The organism is Streptomyces sp. NBC_00448, from assembly GCF_036014115.1.
Taxonomy (GTDB): domain Bacteria; phylum Actinomycetota; class Actinomycetes; order Streptomycetales; family Streptomycetaceae; genus Actinacidiphila.
The window spans coordinates 4,977,503-4,996,119 of sequence record NZ_CP107913.1; the positions used below are offsets into that span (position 1 = coordinate 4,977,503).

Sequence of the window (18,617 nt, forward strand, 5' to 3'; positions counted from 1 at the left end):
TGACTATTTCACAAGGAGCAACCGGTATGGGTTCGGTCCGCGTAGCCATCGTTGGCGTGGGAAACTGCGCCACCTCGCTGGTGCAGGGTGTCGAGTACTACAAGGACGCAGACCCGGACAGCAGGGTGCCTGGTCTCATGCACGTGCAGTTCGGTGAGTACCACGTGCGTGACGTCGAGTTCGTGGCCGCCTTCGATGTCGACGCGAAGAAGGTCGGCCTCGACCTCGCGGACGCCATCGGGGCCAGCGAGAACAACACCATCAAGATCGCCGACGTCCCGCAGACCGGCGTGACGGTCCAGCGCGGCCACACCCTCGACGGCCTCGGCAAGTACTACCGCGAGACCATCGAGGAGTCCGACGAGACCCCGGTCGACATCGTCCAGATCCTCAAGGACCGCAAGGTCGACGTCCTGGTCTGCTACCTGCCGGTCGGCTCCGAGGCCGCGGCGAAGTTCTACGCCCAGTGCGCCATCGACGCCAAGGTCGCCTTCGTCAACGCGCTTCCGGTCTTCATCGCCGGCACCAAGGAGTGGGCGGACAAGTTCACCGAGGCCGGTGTGCCCATCGTCGGTGACGACATCAAGTCCCAGGTGGGCGCCACCATCACGCACCGCGTGCTGGCGAAGCTCTTCGAGGATCGCGGTGTGGTGCTGGAGCGCACCATGCAGCTCAACGTCGGCGGCAACATGGACTTCAAGAACATGTTGGAGCGCGAGCGCCTGGAGTCCAAGAAGATCTCCAAGACGCAGGCCGTCACCTCGCAGATCCCGGACCGCGACCTCGGCGCGAAGAACGTGCACATCGGCCCGTCCGACTACGTCCAGTGGCTCGACGACCGCAAGTGGGCGTACGTCCGCCTCGAGGGCCGCGCGTTCGGCGACGTCCCGCTGAACCTGGAGTACAAGCTCGAGGTCTGGGACTCCCCGAACTCCGCCGGTGTCATCATCGACGCGCTGCGCGCCGCGAAGATCGCCAAGGACCGTGGCATCGGCGGCCCGATCCTGTCGGCGTCCTCGTACTTCATGAAGTCCCCGCCGGTGCAGTACTTCGACGACCAGGCCCGCGAGAACGTCGAGAAGTTCATCCGCGGCGACGTCGAGCGCTGAACCTCCCGTCCGGACCGCCGACCACCGCACGACAGCTTCACCACTGAAGTGGTGGCCGACAGAACGACGATGTGACGGTCGGTAGACCGACCCGAACGACTGAGCAGGGCCCCGGGGCGCGTACCCGGGGCCCTGTCCGTCGTGTGAAGGTGTGCACATGGGTGTTCTGCGTGACCTCCGGGTACTGCTGCGCCTGCCGGACTTCCGGCGGCTGCTGACGGTACGGCTGCTGTCGCAACTCTCCGACGGCGTCTTCCAGGTCGCGCTCGCCGCCTACGTGGTGTTCTCGCCGGAGAAGCAGGCGTCGCCTGGGGCGGTGGCCTCCGCGATGGCGGTGCTGCTGCTGCCCTACTCCCTGCTCGGCCCGTTCACCGGGGTCCTGCTCGACCGCTGGCGGCGCCGCCAGGTGCTGCTGTACTGCAACGGGCTGCGGGCCGTGCTCTCGTGCGGAACCGCCGGGCTGATCCTGCTCCATGTGCCCGACTGGCTCTTCTACCTGTCCGCGCTGTCGGTGACCGGCGTCAACCGGTTCGTGCTCGCCGGGCTGTCGGCCGCGCTGCCGCGAGTGGTGGACGGCGAGCGCCTGGTGACGGCGAACTCCCTTTCGCCCACCGCGGGCACCCTCGCCGCCGCGGTGGGCGGCGGCGCCGCGTTCGTCGTGCACCTCTTCCACGCGGCGGGAACCGGCGCCGACGCGGCCACCGTGCTACTGGCAGCCGTGCTCTACCTGTGCGCGGGCCTGTCGGCGCTCACCCTCGGCCGCGACCTGCTCGGGCCGGACATCCGGGGCGGCCGCACCCGGGTACGCGCCGAACTCGCCGGCACCGCGCGCGGCCTCGCCGAGGGGCTGAAGCATCTGAGGCAGCGGCCGGCCGCTCGCCAGGCGCTTTCGGCGATGACGGCGATGCGCTTCTGCTACGGCGCCCTGACCGTCACCCTGCTGATGCTGTGCCGCTACGCCTGGTCGGACCCGTCCGACAGCAACGCCGGACTCGCCCTGCTCGGCCTTGCCCTCGGTCTGTCCGCTGCCGGCTTCCTCGTTGCCGCGGTCATCACTCCCTGGGCCACCACCCGGTTCGGCACCGCCGGGTGGATCACCGGCTGCTCGGCCGGGTCCGCACTCCTGCTGCCGCCGTTGGCGCTGCCGTTCGCGAAGACTCCGATGATGGTGGCCGCCTTCGCGCTCGGCGTCACCACCCAGGGCGCCAAGATCGCCACGGACACGGTCGTGCAGACCCATGTCGACGACACTTACCGCGGGCGGGTGTTCTCGCTCTACGACGTGGCATTCAACGTCGCCTTTGTCGGAGCCGCGGCGATCGCCGCCCTGATCCTGCCGTCGGACGGCCGCTCCTCGATGCTGGTGATCGCCCTGGCGCTGATCTACGCGGGGGTCGGCTACGCGATGTTCCACGTGGAACATCGGCCGGCGATGTTCCACGTGGAACAGGAAGCGGAGGAGAACGGCTGAGGGCCGAACGGCTGAGGGCGCCGGACCGGAGACGGTCGATGTTCCACGTGAAACATCGACCCGTTCGGCATCAGCCGCTCGACGTCAGGCCCTCGGCAGGGGACTCGCTCGACCTCAGCCCGCTCCCCACCGGCATCAGCTCTGCGCCGCCCACCATTCCTTCAGCGCGGCCACGGCCGCGTCCTCGCCGAGCGGGCCGTTCTCCAGCCGCAGCTCCAGCAGGTGCTGGTACGCCTTGCCGACCACCGGGCTCGGCGGGACCCCGAGAATCCCCATGATCTGGTTGCCGTCCAGATCCGGACGGATCGCGTCCAGCTCCTCGCGCTCCTGCAGTTCGGCGATCCGCGCCTCCAATCCGTCATAGGTACGGGACAGCGCCGCGGCCTTGCGCTTGTTGCGGGTCGTGCAGTCGGAGCGGGTCAGCCGGTGCAGCCGCTCCAGCAGCGGGCCGGCGTCGCGCACATAGCGGCGTACGGCCGAGTCGGTCCACTCGCCGCTGCCGTAGCCGTGGAAGCGCAGGTGCAGCTCGACCAGCCGGGAGACGTCCTTCACCATCTCGTTGGGGTACTTCAGCTTCATCATCCGGGACTTGGTCATCTTGGCGCCCACCACTTCGTGGTGGTGGAAGGAGACCCGGCCGTCCGGCTCGAAGCGCCGGGTCCGCGGCTTGCCGATGTCGTGCAGCAGTGCGGCCAACCGCAGCACCAGATCGGGTCCGTCGGTCTCCAGGTCGATCGCCTGCTCCAGCACGGTCAGGGTGTGCTCGTACACGTCCTTGTGCCGGAAGTGCTCGTCCCGCTCCAGCCGCAGCGCCGACAGTTCGGGGAGCACCTGATCGGCGAGCCCGGTGTCCACCAGCAGCCGCAGGCCCTTGCGGGGGTGGTCGGAGAGCAGCAGCTTGTTCAGCTCGTCCCTGACCCGCTCGGCGGACACGATCGTGATCCGGTCCGCCATCGCCGTCATCGCGGCGACCACCTCGGGCGCCACCTCGAAGTCGAGCTGGGCGGCGAACCGGGCCGCTCGCATCATCCGCAGCGGGTCGTCGGAAAACGACGACTCCGGGGTACCCGGCGTACGCAGCAGCCGGGCCGCCAGGTCGTCCAGGCCGCCGTAGGGGTCCACGAACTCCGTCTCGGGCAGCGCCACGGCCATCGCGTTCACCGTGAAGTCCCGGCGCACCAGGTCCTCCTCGATGGTGTCGCCGTAGGAGACCTCCGGCTTGCGCGAGGTCCGGTCGTACACCTCGGACCGGTAGGTGGTCACCTCGACCTGGAAGCTCCTGGCCTCCTCGCCCTCGCCGGCGGGCACGTCCTTGCGGGCACCGACCGTGCCGAAGGCGATGCCGACCTCCCACAGCGCGTCCGCCCACGGCCGCAGGATCTTCAGTACCTGCTCGGGACGGGCATCCGTGGTGAAGTCCAGGTCGTTGCCGAGCCTGCCGAGCAGGGTGTCCCTGACCGAGCCGCCGACCAAGGCGAGCTTGAAACCGGCGGCGCTGAACAACCGGCCGAGGTCTTCGGCCACCGGCTCGATCCGGTGGTGGGCCTGCGGGGGCTGGGCGGCATTGCTGACGTTCGGCACAACGTCAAAGGGTACGGGGCGCGGGCGGGCCCTGGCGCGCCGGTTTCCCATGAGCTGTGGCGTACCTGTGGCGGACGCACAGCACTTGGACACCTCGACGATCGTTAACATGCCACCACGCACTTCCGCAGGACGCACAAGGCAGACGGACGACCGACCGGTGGCACCCACCGGCAGACGACGAACGAGGGACGGGCGAGCGCGTGGGCGAGGCGGCACAGGCAGCCGGTAGGGCTCCGACGGCACCGCGCCGACGGCTGCTGCGGGGCACAGCACTCCTTGCCGGAGCCGCGCTCCTCACCGGCCTGCTGCAGGCCGTGGGAGCCACCACCTCGCACGCCGCCCCGGAACTGGCGGCAACGGCCGCCACCGGCTCGCGTGCGGCCGCGGTGACCGTCACCGACCTGAGCCCCCGCATCCCGTCCTCGAGCGACTCGATCACGGTGACCGGCACCGTGGTGAACAACGGCAAGTCGAAGATCGCCGATGCGCGGATGGCCGCCCACGTGCCGCCCGGCGGAGCGGTACACACGCGCAGCGCGCTGCTGAGCGAGGAGTCCAGGACCGGATTCGACGTCACCCTGGACGGCAAGGACATCAACGGCCACCAGGTCACCATGCCGGACCTCGCGCCCGGTCAGAGCGCGAAATTCACCATGAAGATCCCGGTGAGCGCCCTCTACCTCGGTCCTTCCGGCGGCGTGTACGTGGTCGGTATCGCGCTGGACGGGCAGAACGCCGAGGTGCCGGCCGACCACGTCCTCGGCATCAAGCGGGTCTTCCTGCCCTGGTACGGCAACAGCAGCGGCGCGAAGTCGACCCGGCTCACCAATCTGTGGCCGCTCACGGACCGGCCGCACGTCGACCCGCGCGGCGACAGCGACTCCCAGCAGAGCCCGATCTTCACCGACGACGACCTGGTCAAGGAGCTCAAGCCCGGCGGCCGGCTCGACGAGATGGTCAGGCTCGGCAGCACCCTGCCGGTCACGTGGGTCGTCGACCCCGATCTGCTGGCCACCGTCGAGGCGATGACGAAGCCCTACCGGGTGGCCGGACCAGGTGGTGATGTCACTCACCCCACCGACGGCACCGGCTCGACGGTGGCCAAGCAGTGGCTGAACTCACTCAAGACGGCCGTGGCCGGTCACCAGGTGGTGGCGCTGCCGTTCGGCGATCCGGACATCGCCTCGCTCGCCCACCACGCCAAGGGACAGACCAGCGACCTCAACCTGGTGAAGACCGGCACCGCCCTGGGCAAGACCACGGTCGACCTCATCCTCGGCGTCCAGTCCCTCACCAACGTGGCCTGGCCGGTGGACGGCGCGATCGACCCGTCGGTGGTGTCCGTGGCGCGGGCCTCCGGCGCCGACCAGATCATCACGCGCAACGACTCCCTCCGGGAGCACGCGACACTCGACCACACCCCGACCTCGGCCCGCTCCATCGGCGGGGGCACCACCGCGGTGAACACCGACGCGGTCCTGTCCACCGACTTCGACGGCGACATGAGCAAGCCGCAGAACGCCAGCCTCGCGATCCAGAACTACCTCGCGCAGACCCTGCTGATCACCCTCGAGGCGCCGGACACGCAGCGCAGCATCGTGGTGGCACCGCAGCGCATGCCGAGCATCGCGCAGGCGAAGGCGATGGCGGTGGCGATCGCCGCGGCGGACAGCAGCCAGTGGGCGGAGTCGGCCGACTACGGCACCGCCGTCAAGGCGAAGGCCGACCCGAAGGCCAACCACAAGGTTCCCTCGTCCAGCGCCTACCCGAAGTCGCTGCGCAAGCAGGAACTGCCCGTCGACGCCTTCCGGCAACTCCACGAGGTGCAGCTCAACCTCAACGACTTCGTGGTGATCCTCACCATCAAGGACCGCGTGACCGTGCCGTTCCGCAACGCGATGCTGCGGGCGACCTCCACCGGGTGGCGCGGCGACAACAGCGGCGAGAAGGCGTACCGCGACTCGATCGGCACCTACCTCACCGACCTGATCGACTCGGTCCACATCCTGCAGAAGTCCAATCTCACACTCTCCGGCCGCAGCGGCACCATCCCGGTCACCGTGAAGAACGAGCTGGGCCAGCAGATCAACGGCCTGGTGCTGCGGCTCAGCTCCAACTCCAACATCCGGCTCAAGATCAAGGACCCGCAGCAGCCGATCACCATCGACGGCGGCCATACCCGTACCCTGAAATTCCAGACCACGGCGAGCGCCAACGGTCCGGCACAGATCACCGCACACCTCTACACCCAGAACGGCGCGCTGTACGGCGGCACCGTGGACTTCAAGGTCCAGCTCACCAACGTCACCGACCTGGTGATGCTGATCATCGCGGCCGGTCTGCTGCTTCTGGTGCTCGCCGGGGTACGGATCTATCGTCAGCGCAAACGCCACGCAGCCGCGGAAGGCGGCACGAACGGTGGCACGAACGGCGGAGCGAACGGCGGCGGCGGCGACACCGACGGCACCGGCCCCGAGCAGCCGGGTGACCCTGCAGCTGACACCGGCCAGGACAGCACCGAGCCGTCCCCGGCAGGTGAGAAAGTGGACGGATAGCCAGCGGACAATAAGGTGGGGCACTGATGAACGCGCCGTACGACGGTGATCGCGACGCTGCGGGCCAGATGCCTCACACGCCCGAGCAGCACGCCGCGCCACCCGATCCCTATGCGCAGGACGGTTACGCCTACCAGCAGCCGTACCCGCAGCAGTACCCCCAGCCGGGCCCCGCGGGGCCCGGCCCGTCCGGCGACCAGTTCTACGACCAGTCGGCGCACCCCCCGCAGCAGCCGCACCCTCCGCAGGCTCAGCAACCTCAGCAGCAGGCCGGCTACTACTGGCAGCAGCCGTCTCCCGCGACCTACCAGCAGATGACGTACGGCGACAACCCGGCCTCGCTCTATGTCGACGACCTCGGCCAGACCGGCGCGATTCCGGTCTTCGACTCCTACGAGCACCTCTTCCGCGACCAGCAGCAGGGCGGGTACGCCCCACCGCAGCAGGACCCACAGCAGCAGGGGCAGGGGCAGGGCTACCAGCAGGCGTACCAGCAGCCGCAGGACCCGCGCCAGGGCTACTACCAGCAGCCCCAGCCCGGCTACGCGCAGCCGTACGGCTACCCGCAGGTCCCCGACAACGAAGGCACCGGTTACTCCGAGCCCGCGTACGAGGAACAGCCGTACGGGCAGCCGACCACCTACCAGGGCGACCACCAGTACGTCGAGCAGGGCTACGTCGACCCGCAGCAGGTCGATCCCCCGCAGTACGGCCAGGGCACCGGCGCCGGCTACGTGGACCCGCGCTACGCCGACCCCCGATACGCCCCGGCGTACCAGCCGCAGCCCGGGCAGCCGGCCCCGGCCGGGGTGCCGGCCGGCGCCCCGGTGGAGGGCACCGGACTACCGCCGCGGGACGCCACCGGGCAGATCCCGGTCGTCGCGCCCGCCAGCGGCGGCAAGGCCGGCAACATCCTCAAGTCCAGCGCGCTCATGGCCGCCGGCACCCTCGTCTCCCGGGTGACCGGCTTCGTGCGCACCCTGGTCATCGCCGCCGCGATCGGTGTGGCCACCCTCGGCGACTCCTACGCCGTCGCCAACGTGCTGCCGACGATGATCTACATCCTCACCATCGGCGGTGGCCTGAACTCCGTCTTCGTGCCGCAGCTCGCACGCGCGATGAAGAACGACGAGGACGGTGGCGCGGCCTACGCCAACCGGCTGCTGACCGTGGTCATGGTGGTGCTGGGCGGCATCGTGGCGATCACCGTGGCCGGAGCGCCGCTGCTGGTCAAGATGATGTCCCCGAAGATCGCGCAGAACCCCGACTCGTACGACGTGGCGATCTCCTTCGCCCGCTACTGCCTGCCGACGATCTTCTTCATGGGCGTGCACGTCGTGATGGGGCAGGTGCTCAACGCCCGCGGCCGGTTCGGCGCCATGATGTGGACGCCGGTGCTCAACAACATCGTGGTGATCTTCACCTTCCTGATGTCCATCTGGGTCTACGGCCCCTTCAGCAGCACCCGGATGGACTCCAGCACGATCACCCCGCAAGGCGCACGGCTGCTGGGCATGGGCACCTTGCTGGGCCTGGTGGTCCAGTCGCTGTCGATGCTGCCGTACCTACGGGACGCGGGCTTCAAGTTCCGGCCGCGCTTCGACTGGCGCGGCCACGGCCTGGGCCACACCGCCAAGCTGGCGAAGTGGACGTTCTTCTTCGTGCTGGCCAACCAGGCCGGGCTGATCGTCGTCACCCAACTCGCCACCTGGGCGGGCGCCGACGCGGACAAGAGCGGCTACCAGGGCACAGGCATCACCGCCTACAACAACGCGCTGCTGATCTGGCAGATGCCACAGGCCATCATCACCGTCTCGGTGATGGCGGCGGTACTGCCGCGGATCTCCCGGGCGGCCGCCGACGGCGACATCGCCTCGGTCCGCGACGACATCTCCTACGGCCTGCGGACATCGGCGGTGGCGATCGTGCCCGCCGGGTTCGCCTTCCTGGCGCTGGGCGTGCCGATGTGCGGCCTGCTGTACGCCAGCACCGGCGCGGAGTCCGCCCGGAACATCGGCTTCATCGTGATGGCCTTCGGAGTCGGGCTGATCCCGTTCTCCGCCCAGTACGTGATCCTGCGCGGCTTCTACGCCTTCGAGGACACCCGCACCCCCTTCTACAACACGGTGGTGGTGGCCGCGGTCAACGCGATCGCCTCCGTCATCTCCTTCCTCATCCTGCCCACCCGGTGGGCCGTCGTCGGCATGGCCTTCTCCTACGGCCTCGCGTACGCGGTCGGTGTCGGGGTGGCCGCCAAGCGGCTGCGCGGACGGTTGCAGGGCGACCTGGACGGCAAGCGGGTCATGCGCACCTACGCCCGGCTCACCGGCGCCTGCGTGCCCGCGGCGGCCGTGGCCGGGATCGCCGTGGTCGTCATCCTCAAGGCGCTGGGCAGCGGCGCGGCCGGCTCGATGGCCGCTCTGGTGGTCGGCGGCGGGCTGCTGCTGGGCGTGTTCGTGATCGCGGCCAAGCGGATGAGAATCGAGGAGATGACCGCGATGATCGGGATGGTGCGGGGTCGTCTCGGCCGCTGAACACGTGCCCCGGCTTTCCCGCTCCGTACCGCACAACCATCATGGTGGGCTGTGTGTCGTGCATAGAGCCGGAGTGCGGGCACAATTGTCATCGGCGTGACGTGAGAACGTGCAATGGATGGGGAGGCAGGAACGACGGTGGCGGATCGGAGCACGGCCGCCGTCGGAGTGGCCAACGAGGGCGGCGAGGGTTCGTCCTCCGCCCGGCAGGGCAGCGCCACTCCCGACGGCACCACGACGGACGAGCAGACCAGCGGCACCGCCGAGGACACCACAGCCCAGGAGCAGCCCGACACCGAACCGGCCGCTGAACCGATCGCGGGGGCGCCGAGCGAGAGCACGGCCCAGGACATCGTACGGATCGAGGCCGCTGACGAGGACACCGGCCCCGCCGAGCCGACCGAACCCCTCGAAGCCGTCCCGCCAGCCGAGCCTGTAGCGCCCGCCGGCAAGCCCACCAAGGCCGTCGGCGCCGATCGACCCGCCGAACCCGTGGAGCCGAGCCCCGAGTCCACCAAGACGGCCGCTGCGCCGCCCGCGCCCGCCCCGGCTCCGGCCAAGCCCCGGATCACCGCTCCCGATCTGCACAGCGGCCACAAGCTGGCCCGCCGCTACCAGCTCGCCGAATGCGTGACCCGGGTCGACGGCTTCAGCAGCTGGCGCGCGGTCGACGAGAAGCTGCGCCGGGCGGTGGGCGTCCACGTACTGCCCGCCGACCACCCGCAGGCCCGTCCGGTGATGGCCGCGGCCCGCTCCGCCGCCCTGCTCGGCGACCCCCGCTTCGTCCAGGTCCTCGACGCCGTCGAGGACAACGACCTCGTCTACGTGATCCACGAATGGCTGCCCGACGCGGTCTCGCTCGGGGATCTGCTCAGGACCGGCCCGCTGGAGCCGCACGAGGCGTACCAGATGGTCAGCCAGGTCTCCCAGGGCATGGCGGCCGCCCATCGCGAGGGCCTGTCCCATCTGCGGCTCGACCCGGGGGCGGTGCTGCGCACGGTCTCCGGCCAGTACCGCATCCGCGGGCTCGCCGTCGCCGCGGCGCTGCGCGGCCTGAAGTCGGACCAGCAGCGGCGGCAGGACACCGAGGCGATCGGCGCGCTGCTCTACGCCGCGTTGACCCAGCGCTGGCCGTACGAGGAGGACGCCCACGGTCTGACCGGCCTGCCCAAGGGCGTCGGCCTGATCGCCCCCGACCAGGTCCGGGCCGGCGTCCACCGCGGCCTGTCGGAGATCGCGATGCGGGCGCTCGCCAACGACGGCGCCACCGCCTCTCGCGAGGAGCCGCCCTGCACCACCCCGGAGGAGCTGGCCAAGGTCGTCGCGGGCATCCCGCGCATCCGACCTCCGGAGCAGCCCTCACCGGCCTACGGAGTGGCGTCCTTCCAGCAGCCCCCGGCCCCGCCGAGGGCCGGTGCTCCCCGCCAGGCGACCGTGATCGCCGGACCGCCGCCCGCGCTGCCGGGCCGCACCGGCCAGGTCCTCAAGTGGGCTGTGGCCGCGCTGCTGATCGTCGCGATCGGCCTCGGCAGCTGGCAGCTCGCGGACACCCTGCAGTCCCGGGAAGGGCACTCGGCCACCCCGACACCCACCGGTCAGAAGGGCGGCCAGGCATCGGCGCGACCGTCAGCCGGGCCGATCCCCATCGTCACGGCCAAGGACTACGACCCGTTCGGTTCGGACGGCGGCGAGAACCCGACGCAGGTGAAGTTCGCCTACGACAACCGTCCGAGCACCTCCTGGGAGACCAGCTGGTACACGGACGCCCACTTCGGCAACCTCAAGTCGGGAGTCGGACTGATCCTGGACCTGGGCAGCGCCAAGAACGTCGGCAGCGTGAAGGTGGACTTCGTCGGGCAGACCTCGGTGGACCTGTTGGCGGCACCCGCGGGCACGTCCACGATGCCGACCGACTTCGACACCTTCACCAAGGTCGCCAGCGGTTCGGGCACGGAGGCGAAGCTCACCCCGAAGAGCAAGGTGACCACGCGCTTCCTGCTGGTCTGGCTGACCACACTGCCGCCCACCTCGGACGGCCACTTCCGTGGCCAGGTGTCCGAGATCCACGTCACGGGCTGAGCGCCCGGCGGTCAGCGGACGAGGGGGCCTGCAGTGGAGGGAAGCGCACTCGGGGACGCCGAGCTTCTCGCCCGCCATGTCGCGGGCGATCCTGACGCCTTCGGCGAGCTGGTGCGGCGTCACCGGGATCGGCTCTGGGCAGTTGCCCTGCGCACCCTGGGGGACCGCGAGGAAGCCGCTGACGCCGTCCAGGACGCGCTGGTGTCCGCCTTCCGCTCCGCCCATACCTTCCGCGGCCAGTCGGCCGTCACCACCTGGCTGCACCGCATCACCGTGAACGCCTGCCTGGACCGGGTCCGCAGGGCCTCCTCCCGGCGCACCTCGCCGGTCACGGACGAGAAGAGCCTCGATGCGCTCATGGAGCCGCACGAGTCCGCGGAGGCGCCAGCGGAGCGCGGCGAACTGCACCGGGAGCTGCTCGCGGCGCTCGCCACCCTCCCCGTCGAACAGCGTGCCGCGCTGGTGCTGGTCGACATGCAGGGCTATCCGGTCGCCGAGGCCGCCGCGGTTCTCGATGTGCCGACCGGCACGGTGAAGAGCCGCTGCGCCCGCGGCCGGGCCCGTCTGCTGCCGCTTCTGCGTCATCTGCGGGCCGGCACGGAAGAGGCGCCGGCCGCTCCATCCGCACCGACGGCCGGCCGGCCATCCGCTGATCGGCCACCCGGGCAGCGGCCTGCCCCGGAGAACGGACGGAACCGGGCGGAGGGGACATCCGTCCCACCGACAGGATCGACGCAGGACGGAGGTGGACACCGATGACATCGGCACCGGACAGCAGGCCGCATCCCGAGGTCACGGAGATCTCCGACCTGACCGAGGACCTGCTCGCACCGGAGCGGGCGGTCGAGGTCCGCCTGCACCTGGCGGAGTGCCCGCTCTGCGCCGACGTCCTGGTCTCCCTCACGGAGATCAGCAGCCTGCTCGGCGAGCTGCCGGCGGACGAGCGGATGCCCGCCGGCGTGGCCGACCGGATCGACGCGGCGCTCGCGGCCGAGGCGGCGACCGACGACAACGGTCGGCCGGATGTTCCACAGCGCGATGTTTCACGTGGAACATCGCCGAGCGGCGCGAGCCGTGTTCCACGTGGAACATCCGCCGCTCCCGCCGGTCGTCCCACCACCGATACCAGGCCGGGTCGTTCCGACCGATCCGACCGGTCTGGCCGACGTCGGCGGCGGGCTTTCACGCTCGCGGCCGGCTGGGCGGTCGGAGTCCTCGTGCTCGGCGGCATCGTCTACGGCGTGGTGTCGGCCGGGCAGAACTCGTCGAGTAGCGACGCCAGTGCCTCGAGCGCCGCCGGCGCCAAGCGATCGGACTCCACTCGGGCGGCAGGTTCGATCGCCGACCAGGTACGGCAACTGCTCGCCGATCCCTACTCCCCGAACCGGGCCGGCGGCGGTTCCACCACGGCCCCCAACGATGGCGTGTCCCCGATGTTCAACGGGACCGGCCCGGGCACCGGCTCGACGCCGAGCAACAGTGAAGACCAAAGCCAGGGTCACGTGGTGGCCGACGCGCCTTCATGTGTTCTCAAGGCCACGCGTCGGACCCAGGCGCCCTTGGCCGTCGGCAAGGACCGCTATCAGGGCACCGACTCGTATCTTGTGGTGCTCCCGCACGCGGCCGACAGCGGGCTGGTGGACGCGTTCGTCGTCGATGCCTCCTGCTCGCCCGATGCTCCGGGCACCGTGCTCTTCCAGGGCACCTATCCGCGTCGGTAGCCGGTCCCGGACGAGCACACGAGCGGCGTACCGACAGGGGAATGCCGGGCCCGTAGTATCCGTTAGGCAGGACGAGAGTCCAGCCAGGGCCCCGCAGTAGTTCGCAGAGACGAGGAAAACATCCGTGACCGACGTCCGTAACGTGATCATCATCGGCTCAGGGCCTGCGGGGTACACCGCGGCGCTCTACACGGCGCGTGCCTCTCTCAACCCGCTGGTCTTCGAAGGCTCCGTGACCGCGGGCGGTGCGCTGATGAACACCACCGAGGTGGAGAACTTCCCCGGCTTCCGGGACGGCATCCTGGGCCCGGATCTGATGGACAACATGCGGGCCCAGGCCGAGCGCTTCGGTGCCGAGCTGATTCCGGACGATATCGTCGCGGTCGACTTCAGCGGTGACATCAAGTCGGTCACCGACTCGGCGGGCACGGTCCACCAGGCGCGGGCCATCATCGTCACGACCGGCTCGCAGCACCGCAAGCTCAACCTCCCCAACGAGGACCAGCTCTCCGGTCGCGGCGTCTCGTGGTGTGCCACCTGTGACGGCTTCTTCTTCCGCGACCAGGACATCGCCGTGATCGGTGGTGGCGACACCGCGATGGAAGAGGCGACTTTCCTCTCCCGGTTCGCCAAGTCGGTGAAGATCGTGCACCGCCGGGACAGCCTGCGGGCGTCCAAGGCGATGCAGGAGCGGGCGTTCGCCGACCCGAAGATCTCCTTCGTCTGGGACAGCGAGGTGGCGGAGATCAAGGGTGACGGCAAGCTCGCCGGCCTTACGCTGCGGAACACGACGAACGGCGACACTTCCGAGCTGCCGGTCACCGGGCTGTTCATCGCGATCGGCCACGACCCGCGGACCGAGCTGTTCAAGGGTGTGCTCGACCTGGATGCCGAGGGGTACCTCACCGTGCAGGCGCCGAGCACCCGCACCAACGTCCCCGGGGTGTTCGCGGCCGGAGACGTGGTGGACCACACCTACCGCCAGGCGATCACCGCTGCCGGCACCGGCTGCTCGGCCGCGCTCGACGCCGAGCGCTACCTCGCGGCGCTCACCGACGCCGAGAAGACCGCCTGACCTCGCGTCAGCACTCCCTCCCATACGCACCGAAACCTGAGGAGGCCCGCCGTGGCCGAGAACACCACGGGCGACACCAAGCCCAAGCACGTGACGGACGCAAACTTCGCGGAGGAGGTCCTCGCCAGCGACAAGCCCGTGCTGGTCGACTTCTGGGCGGAGTGGTGCGGCCCGTGCCGCCAGATCGCCCCGTCGCTTGAGGCGATCGCGGCCGAGCACGCGGACGCGATCACCATCGTCAAGCTCAACATCGACGAGAACCCGGTGACCGCCGCCAAGTACGGTGTCATGTCGATCCCGACGCTCAACGTCTACAAGGGCGGCGAGGTCGTGAAGACCATCGTCGGCGCTAAGCCGAAGGGCGCCCTTGTCAGGGATCTCGCCGACTTCATCGGCTGACACAGCTCCAGGCCCGCTGGGCCCAAGCAAACGGCGGTGGTCGTGTTCCACGTGGAACACGACCACCGCCGTTTCTGCGTCTCCGTCGTCGGAGCGGTCACAGCGGCCGCAGGGCCGGCTCTTTCTGTACCGCTCCCAGCAGACGGTCGATCGCCATCTCGACGTCTTCCCGCCAGGAGAGCGCGGTGCGCAACTCAAGCCGCAGCCGTGGGAAGCGCGGATGCGGCCGTACCGTCTTGAAGCCCACGGCGGTCAGATGGTCGGCGGGCAGCACGCAGTCGGGGGATGCCCACGTGGCGTCGCCGAACGCCTCGATGGCCCGGAAGCCACGGCGGACCAGATCCTTCGCGACCGTCTGCACGAGTACCCGGCCGAGCCCCTGCCCCTGGAAGCCCGGCAGCACCCGGGACGTCATCAGCTGGACGGCGTCTCCCGACACCGGGCTGGTGGGGAAGGCGGTGGAGCGGGGCACATAGGCGGCCGGGGCATAGAGCACGAAGCCGGCCGGCATCTCGTCGACGTAGACCAGCCGGCCGCATGAGCCCCACTCCAGCAGCACCGCGGAGATCCAGGACTCCTTCTCCAGTTCGGGTCGGCCCGCCTTGACGGCCGCTTCACCGCTGACCGGATCGAGCTCCCAGAAGACACAGCGTCGACACGGTTTGGGAAGGTCGGTGAGATTGTCGAGAGTGAGCGGTGTGAGCCGACGTCCCATCTGGCGAAAACCCCGTTTCTGTCAGCCAACCAGCCTGTCGGCACCCCGGCGCAGCCTGCCGGGGTGCCGACAGGTCACTCGGCGCTGTCCTCGGCGTCGTCACCGTCCTCGGATTCGGCCTCCAGCCGGTTCTCCAGGACCTTGCCCTCACCGGGGGCCATTGATCCCAGGATGCGCTCCAGATCCTCTATCGAGGCGAACTCCACAACGATCTTTCCGCGCTTTTGACCCAGGTCGACCTTCACCCTGGTGTCGAAGCGATCTGACAGCCGGGTGGCAAGGTGCGTCAGCGCCGGCGAGACCCGACGGCCTGCCCGCGGCGCGGCAACCTTACGGGCGGTCGTGGGCTCGCTGTTCATCAGCGTCACGATCTCCTCGACCGCGCGCACCGACAGCCCCTCGGCAACGATCCGATGGGCCAGCCGGTCCTGCTCGTCGGCATCGTCCAGGGAGAGCAGCGCCCTGGCGTGCCCGAACGAGATCACCCCGGCGGCGACCCGGCGCTGTACCGGTGCCGAGAGCTTCAACAGGCGCAGCGTGTTGGACACCTGGGAGCGGGAGCGGCCGATCCGGTCGGCCAACTGCTCATGGGTGCAGGCGAAGTCACGCAGCAGTTGGTCGTAAGCCGCGGCCTCCTCCAGCGGGTTGAGCTGAGCCCGGTGCAGGTTCTCCAGGAGGGCGTCCAGCAGCAGCTTCTCGTCGTCGGTGGCGCGAACGATCGCCGGGATGCGCTCGAGCCCCGCCTCCCGGCAGGCGCGCCACCGGCGCTCACCCATGATCAGCTCATAGCGAGCGGTGTCGATCTGCCGCACCACCACCGGCTGGAGCAGGCCCACCTCCTTGATGGAGGTGATGAGTTCGTTGAGGGCGTCCTCGTCGAAGACCTCTCGCGGCTGCCGAGGATTCGGGGTGATGGCATCCAACGCGAGTTCCGCGAAGTAGGCACCGGTGACCGGCGCCTCCGCCCCGGACAGGTCCGGTTCGGTTCCACGTGAAACAGGGATGTCCACCACCGCGGGTACGGCCTCGGCCGCGCGGCGGTCCGTCAGCCCGGCCACCTTGGCCGCGGCGACACCGCGGTCCAACGTCGCCTGATTCGCGGGCGTGCCGCCGGCCGACTGCGGCGCGGCCGGGATCAGCGCGCCAAGACCACGGCCGAGCCCTCTGCGTCGATCACTCACTGAATCCCCTCCGACATGCTGTGCGGGTTGTGCTCTTGGTGCTGTTCGGCGTGCTCCGGGTCGTACTCGACCGCGATGTTGGCAGGAAGGCCCCGTAGGGCCATCTCCCGGGCCGCCTCCAGGTAGGAGAGGGCGCCACTGGAACCCGGGTCGTAGGTGAGCACGGTCTGGCCGTAGCTGGGCGCCTCCGAGATGCGCACCGACCGGGGGATGCTGGTGCGCAGCACCTCCTTGCCGAAGTGGGTGCGCACCTCCTCCGCGACCTGGGCGGCCAGCCGGGTCCGGCCGTCGTACATCGTCAGCAGGATCGTGGAGACGTGCAGCCGCGGGTTGAGGTGGGCACGGACCAGGTCGACGTTCTTGAGGAGTTGGCCCAGACCCTCCAGCGCGTAGTACTCGCACTGGATCGGGATGACCACCTCGGCGCCGGCCACGAGGGCGTTCACCGTCAGCAGGCCGAGCGAGGGCGGACAGTCGATCAGTACATAGTCCAGCGGCTGCTCATAGCCCTCGATCGCCTTCTGCAGCCGACTCTCACGAGCGACCAGGGAGACGAGTTCGATCTCCGCACCCGCCAGGTCGATGGTGGCGGGGGCACAGAAGAGCCCCTCGACATCCGCGACCGGGAGCACGACATCGGAGAGTGGCTTGCTCTCCACCAGGACGTCGTAGATCGACGGGACTTCGGCGTGGTGATCGATGCCCAGCGCGGTGGAGGCGTTGCCCTGGGGATCGAGGTCGATCACCAGAACGCGGTTGCCGTGCAGTGCCAGGGAGGCCGCCAGGTTGACGGTGGTCGTGGTCTTCCCCACCCCGCCCTTCTGGTTGGCGACCACCATCACCCGGGTCTGGGCAGGTCTGGGCAGCCCCTCGCCGGCGCGGCCGAGCGCTTCGACGGCCAACTGGGCCGCGCGGCCAATAGGGGTGTCATCCATGGGAGGCAATGTTTCACGTGAAACATCGCTCCCGTACCCCGGGGGCCCGGACAGGGGTCCTCCGGCGGTTTCGGCTGAGCGGGGACCGGGGACCGGATCGGCCATCGGTCCCGCAATGTTGGCGTCGGACCGCAAGGACTCACTCTCCTCGACTTCAGGCTCGCTATGAGGAGAGCCTGCCATGCCTGAGGGGTGCTGAACCAGCGAGCCCCGGCCGCCTGTGGATAAATCCCGAGAACTATCCACAGGAGGGGTCTTCTTGACGGGTTTACTGGCATGCGCTTCGGCCGCGGCGCGGCCACGGTTGAGAACTCCGGGGAGCAGTGAGCGACGTTTCACGTGGAACACGATGCACAGCGGCGCGACACTAACTCCGCAGACACTCCGGATTGTTCCGTTTTGGCCGGTTGGATGGCGTAGAAAGCCGACCTGGGAGACGGTCCGCGGGCTTCACAAGCGTCGCCGCCGCCAGATGACGCGGGCGGCGACAGACTGAGGGCAGCACCCAGCCTCAGCGCCGGCGCCGGCCGCCCGCACCGTTGCGCGAGGCACGGTGTGCGCGCGCCGCCTTGGCCCGCCTGCTGGCCGCCCGTACCCCTCCGGGGCTCTCGCCGACCTGGACCCGGACCACCGTGGAGAGCGGCTCGACGACGCCCTCGCCGACGTGGACCACCGTCGCGCCCACCGCACCGAGCCGGCCGAGGGCAGCTCGGGCCGCCTTCAGCTCCTCCTCCGCGGTGTCGCCCTTGAGGACGGCCATCTCGCCGTGCGGCCGCAGCAACGGCAGACCCCAGCCGGCCAGCCGTTCCAGCGGGGCCACCGCGCGCGCGGTCACCACGTCCACCGGTGCCAGCAGGCCGACCATCTCCTCGGCACGGCCGCGTACCACCGTGACGTTCGCCAGATCGAGCAGCCTGACCACCTCTTCGAGGAAGGTGGTCCGCCGCAGCAGCGGCTCCAGCAGGGTGATCTCCAGATCCGGCCGGACCAGTGCCAGCGGGATACCCGGCAGCCCGGCACCGGAGCCCACATCGCAGACCGACACGTCCGCGTCGACCACCTCGGAGAGCACCGCGCAGTTCAGCAGGTGCCGTTCCCACAGGCGGGGCACCTCGCGCGGGCCGATCAGCCCGCGCTGGACCCCCACGTCGGCGAGCAGCCCGGCGTAGCGCACCGCATCGCCGAACCGGTCGCCGAAGACCTCTTTGGCCTGCTCGGGCGGCGCGGGAAGCTCCGCTGCTGCCTCGGTCACGGGGGCG

The 18,617-nt window shown here is 69.8% G+C and carries 14 protein-coding genes; 9 read left to right on the forward strand and 5 right to left on the reverse strand.

The window, feature by feature from the left end; all coding sequences use genetic code 11:
- Nucleotides 1-26 precede the first annotated feature (26 nt).
- Together OG370_RS21195 and OG370_RS21200 are read left to right on the forward strand one after the other, a co-directional pair.
- Complete coding sequence (locus tag OG370_RS21195; RefSeq protein WP_328466581.1) at nt 27-1,109, forward strand: inositol-3-phosphate synthase; 1,083 nt, start codon at nt 27-29, stop codon at nt 1,107-1,109.
- 157 nt (nt 1,110-1,266) lie between these two features.
- Complete coding sequence (locus OG370_RS21200; RefSeq protein WP_328466583.1) at nt 1,267-2,580, forward strand: MFS transporter; 1,314 nt, start codon at nt 1,267-1,269, stop codon at nt 2,578-2,580.
- Nucleotides 2,581-2,715: 135 nt separating this feature from the next.
- Here the strand turns inward: OG370_RS21200 and OG370_RS21205 are convergent, their stop codons facing one another.
- Nucleotides 2,716-4,161: a CCA tRNA nucleotidyltransferase gene (locus OG370_RS21205; protein ID WP_443060721.1), complete on the reverse strand. Its 1,446-nt coding sequence runs from the start codon at nt 4,159-4,161 to the stop codon at nt 2,716-2,718.
- A 203-nt stretch (nt 4,162-4,364) separates the two neighbouring features.
- Here OG370_RS21205 and OG370_RS21210 point away from each other — a divergent pair, with 203 nt between their 5' ends.
- The 7 genes from OG370_RS21210 (at nt 4,365) to trxA (ending at nt 14,527) form a co-directional block, all read left to right on the forward strand.
- Nucleotides 4,365-6,719 carry a DUF6049 family protein gene (locus OG370_RS21210; RefSeq protein ID WP_328466587.1) on the forward strand — a complete coding sequence of 785 codons (2,355 nt, stop codon included), beginning with the start codon at nt 4,365-4,367 and terminating at the stop codon, nt 6,717-6,719.
- A gap of 26 nt (nt 6,720-6,745) precedes the next feature.
- Entirely contained in the window at nt 6,746-9,253 is a 2,508-nt protein-coding gene (gene murJ / locus OG370_RS21215) for a murein biosynthesis integral membrane protein MurJ (protein ID WP_328466589.1), read from the forward strand.
- A gap of 138 nt (nt 9,254-9,391) precedes the next feature.
- Complete coding sequence (locus OG370_RS21220; RefSeq protein ID WP_328466591.1) at nt 9,392-11,332, forward strand: serine/threonine protein kinase; 1,941 nt, start codon at nt 9,392-9,394, stop codon at nt 11,330-11,332.
- A gap of 33 nt (nt 11,333-11,365) precedes the next feature.
- Nucleotides 11,366-12,091, forward strand: a complete 726-nt coding sequence (gene sigM, locus OG370_RS21225; RefSeq protein WP_328466593.1) for an RNA polymerase sigma factor SigM — start codon at nt 11,366-11,368, stop codon at nt 12,089-12,091.
- On the forward strand, nt 12,088-13,053 hold the full coding sequence (locus OG370_RS21230; protein WP_328466595.1) for an anti-sigma factor family protein: 966 nt from the start codon (nt 12,088-12,090) through the stop codon (nt 13,051-13,053). Before sigM ends, OG370_RS21230 begins: the two co-directional genes overlap by 4 nt.
- 124 nt (nt 13,054-13,177) lie before the next feature.
- Entirely contained in the window at nt 13,178-14,128 is a 951-nt protein-coding gene (gene trxB / locus OG370_RS21235; RefSeq protein ID WP_328466598.1) for a thioredoxin-disulfide reductase, read from the forward strand.
- A 51-nt stretch (nt 14,129-14,179) separates the two neighbouring features.
- Nucleotides 14,180-14,527: a thioredoxin gene (trxA, locus tag OG370_RS21240; protein WP_328466600.1), complete on the forward strand. Its 348-nt coding sequence runs from the start codon at nt 14,180-14,182 to the stop codon at nt 14,525-14,527.
- A gap of 97 nt (nt 14,528-14,624) precedes the next feature.
- On the opposite strand, the gene OG370_RS21245 is transcribed toward trxA, so the two are convergent.
- The 4 genes from OG370_RS21245 to rsmG form a co-directional block, all read right to left on the reverse strand.
- Complete coding sequence (locus tag OG370_RS21245; RefSeq protein WP_328466602.1) at nt 14,625-15,242, reverse strand: GNAT family N-acetyltransferase; 618 nt, start codon at nt 15,240-15,242, stop codon at nt 14,625-14,627.
- 74 nt (nt 15,243-15,316) lie between these two features.
- Entirely contained in the window at nt 15,317-16,423 is a 1,107-nt protein-coding gene (locus OG370_RS21250) for a ParB/RepB/Spo0J family partition protein (protein WP_328466604.1), read from the reverse strand.
- Nucleotides 16,420-17,541 (reverse strand): ParA family protein, encoded by a 1,122-nt coding sequence (locus tag OG370_RS21255; RefSeq protein WP_328466606.1) that lies wholly within the window; start codon nt 17,539-17,541, stop codon nt 16,420-16,422. Before OG370_RS21255 ends, OG370_RS21250 begins: the two co-directional genes overlap by 4 nt.
- 328 nt (nt 17,542-17,869) lie before the next feature.
- Nucleotides 17,870-18,610 carry a 16S rRNA (guanine(527)-N(7))-methyltransferase RsmG gene (gene rsmG / locus OG370_RS21260; protein WP_328466608.1) on the reverse strand — a complete coding sequence of 247 codons (741 nt, stop codon included), beginning with the start codon at nt 18,608-18,610 and terminating at the stop codon, nt 17,870-17,872.
- Nucleotides 18,611-18,617: the final 7 nt, after the last annotated feature.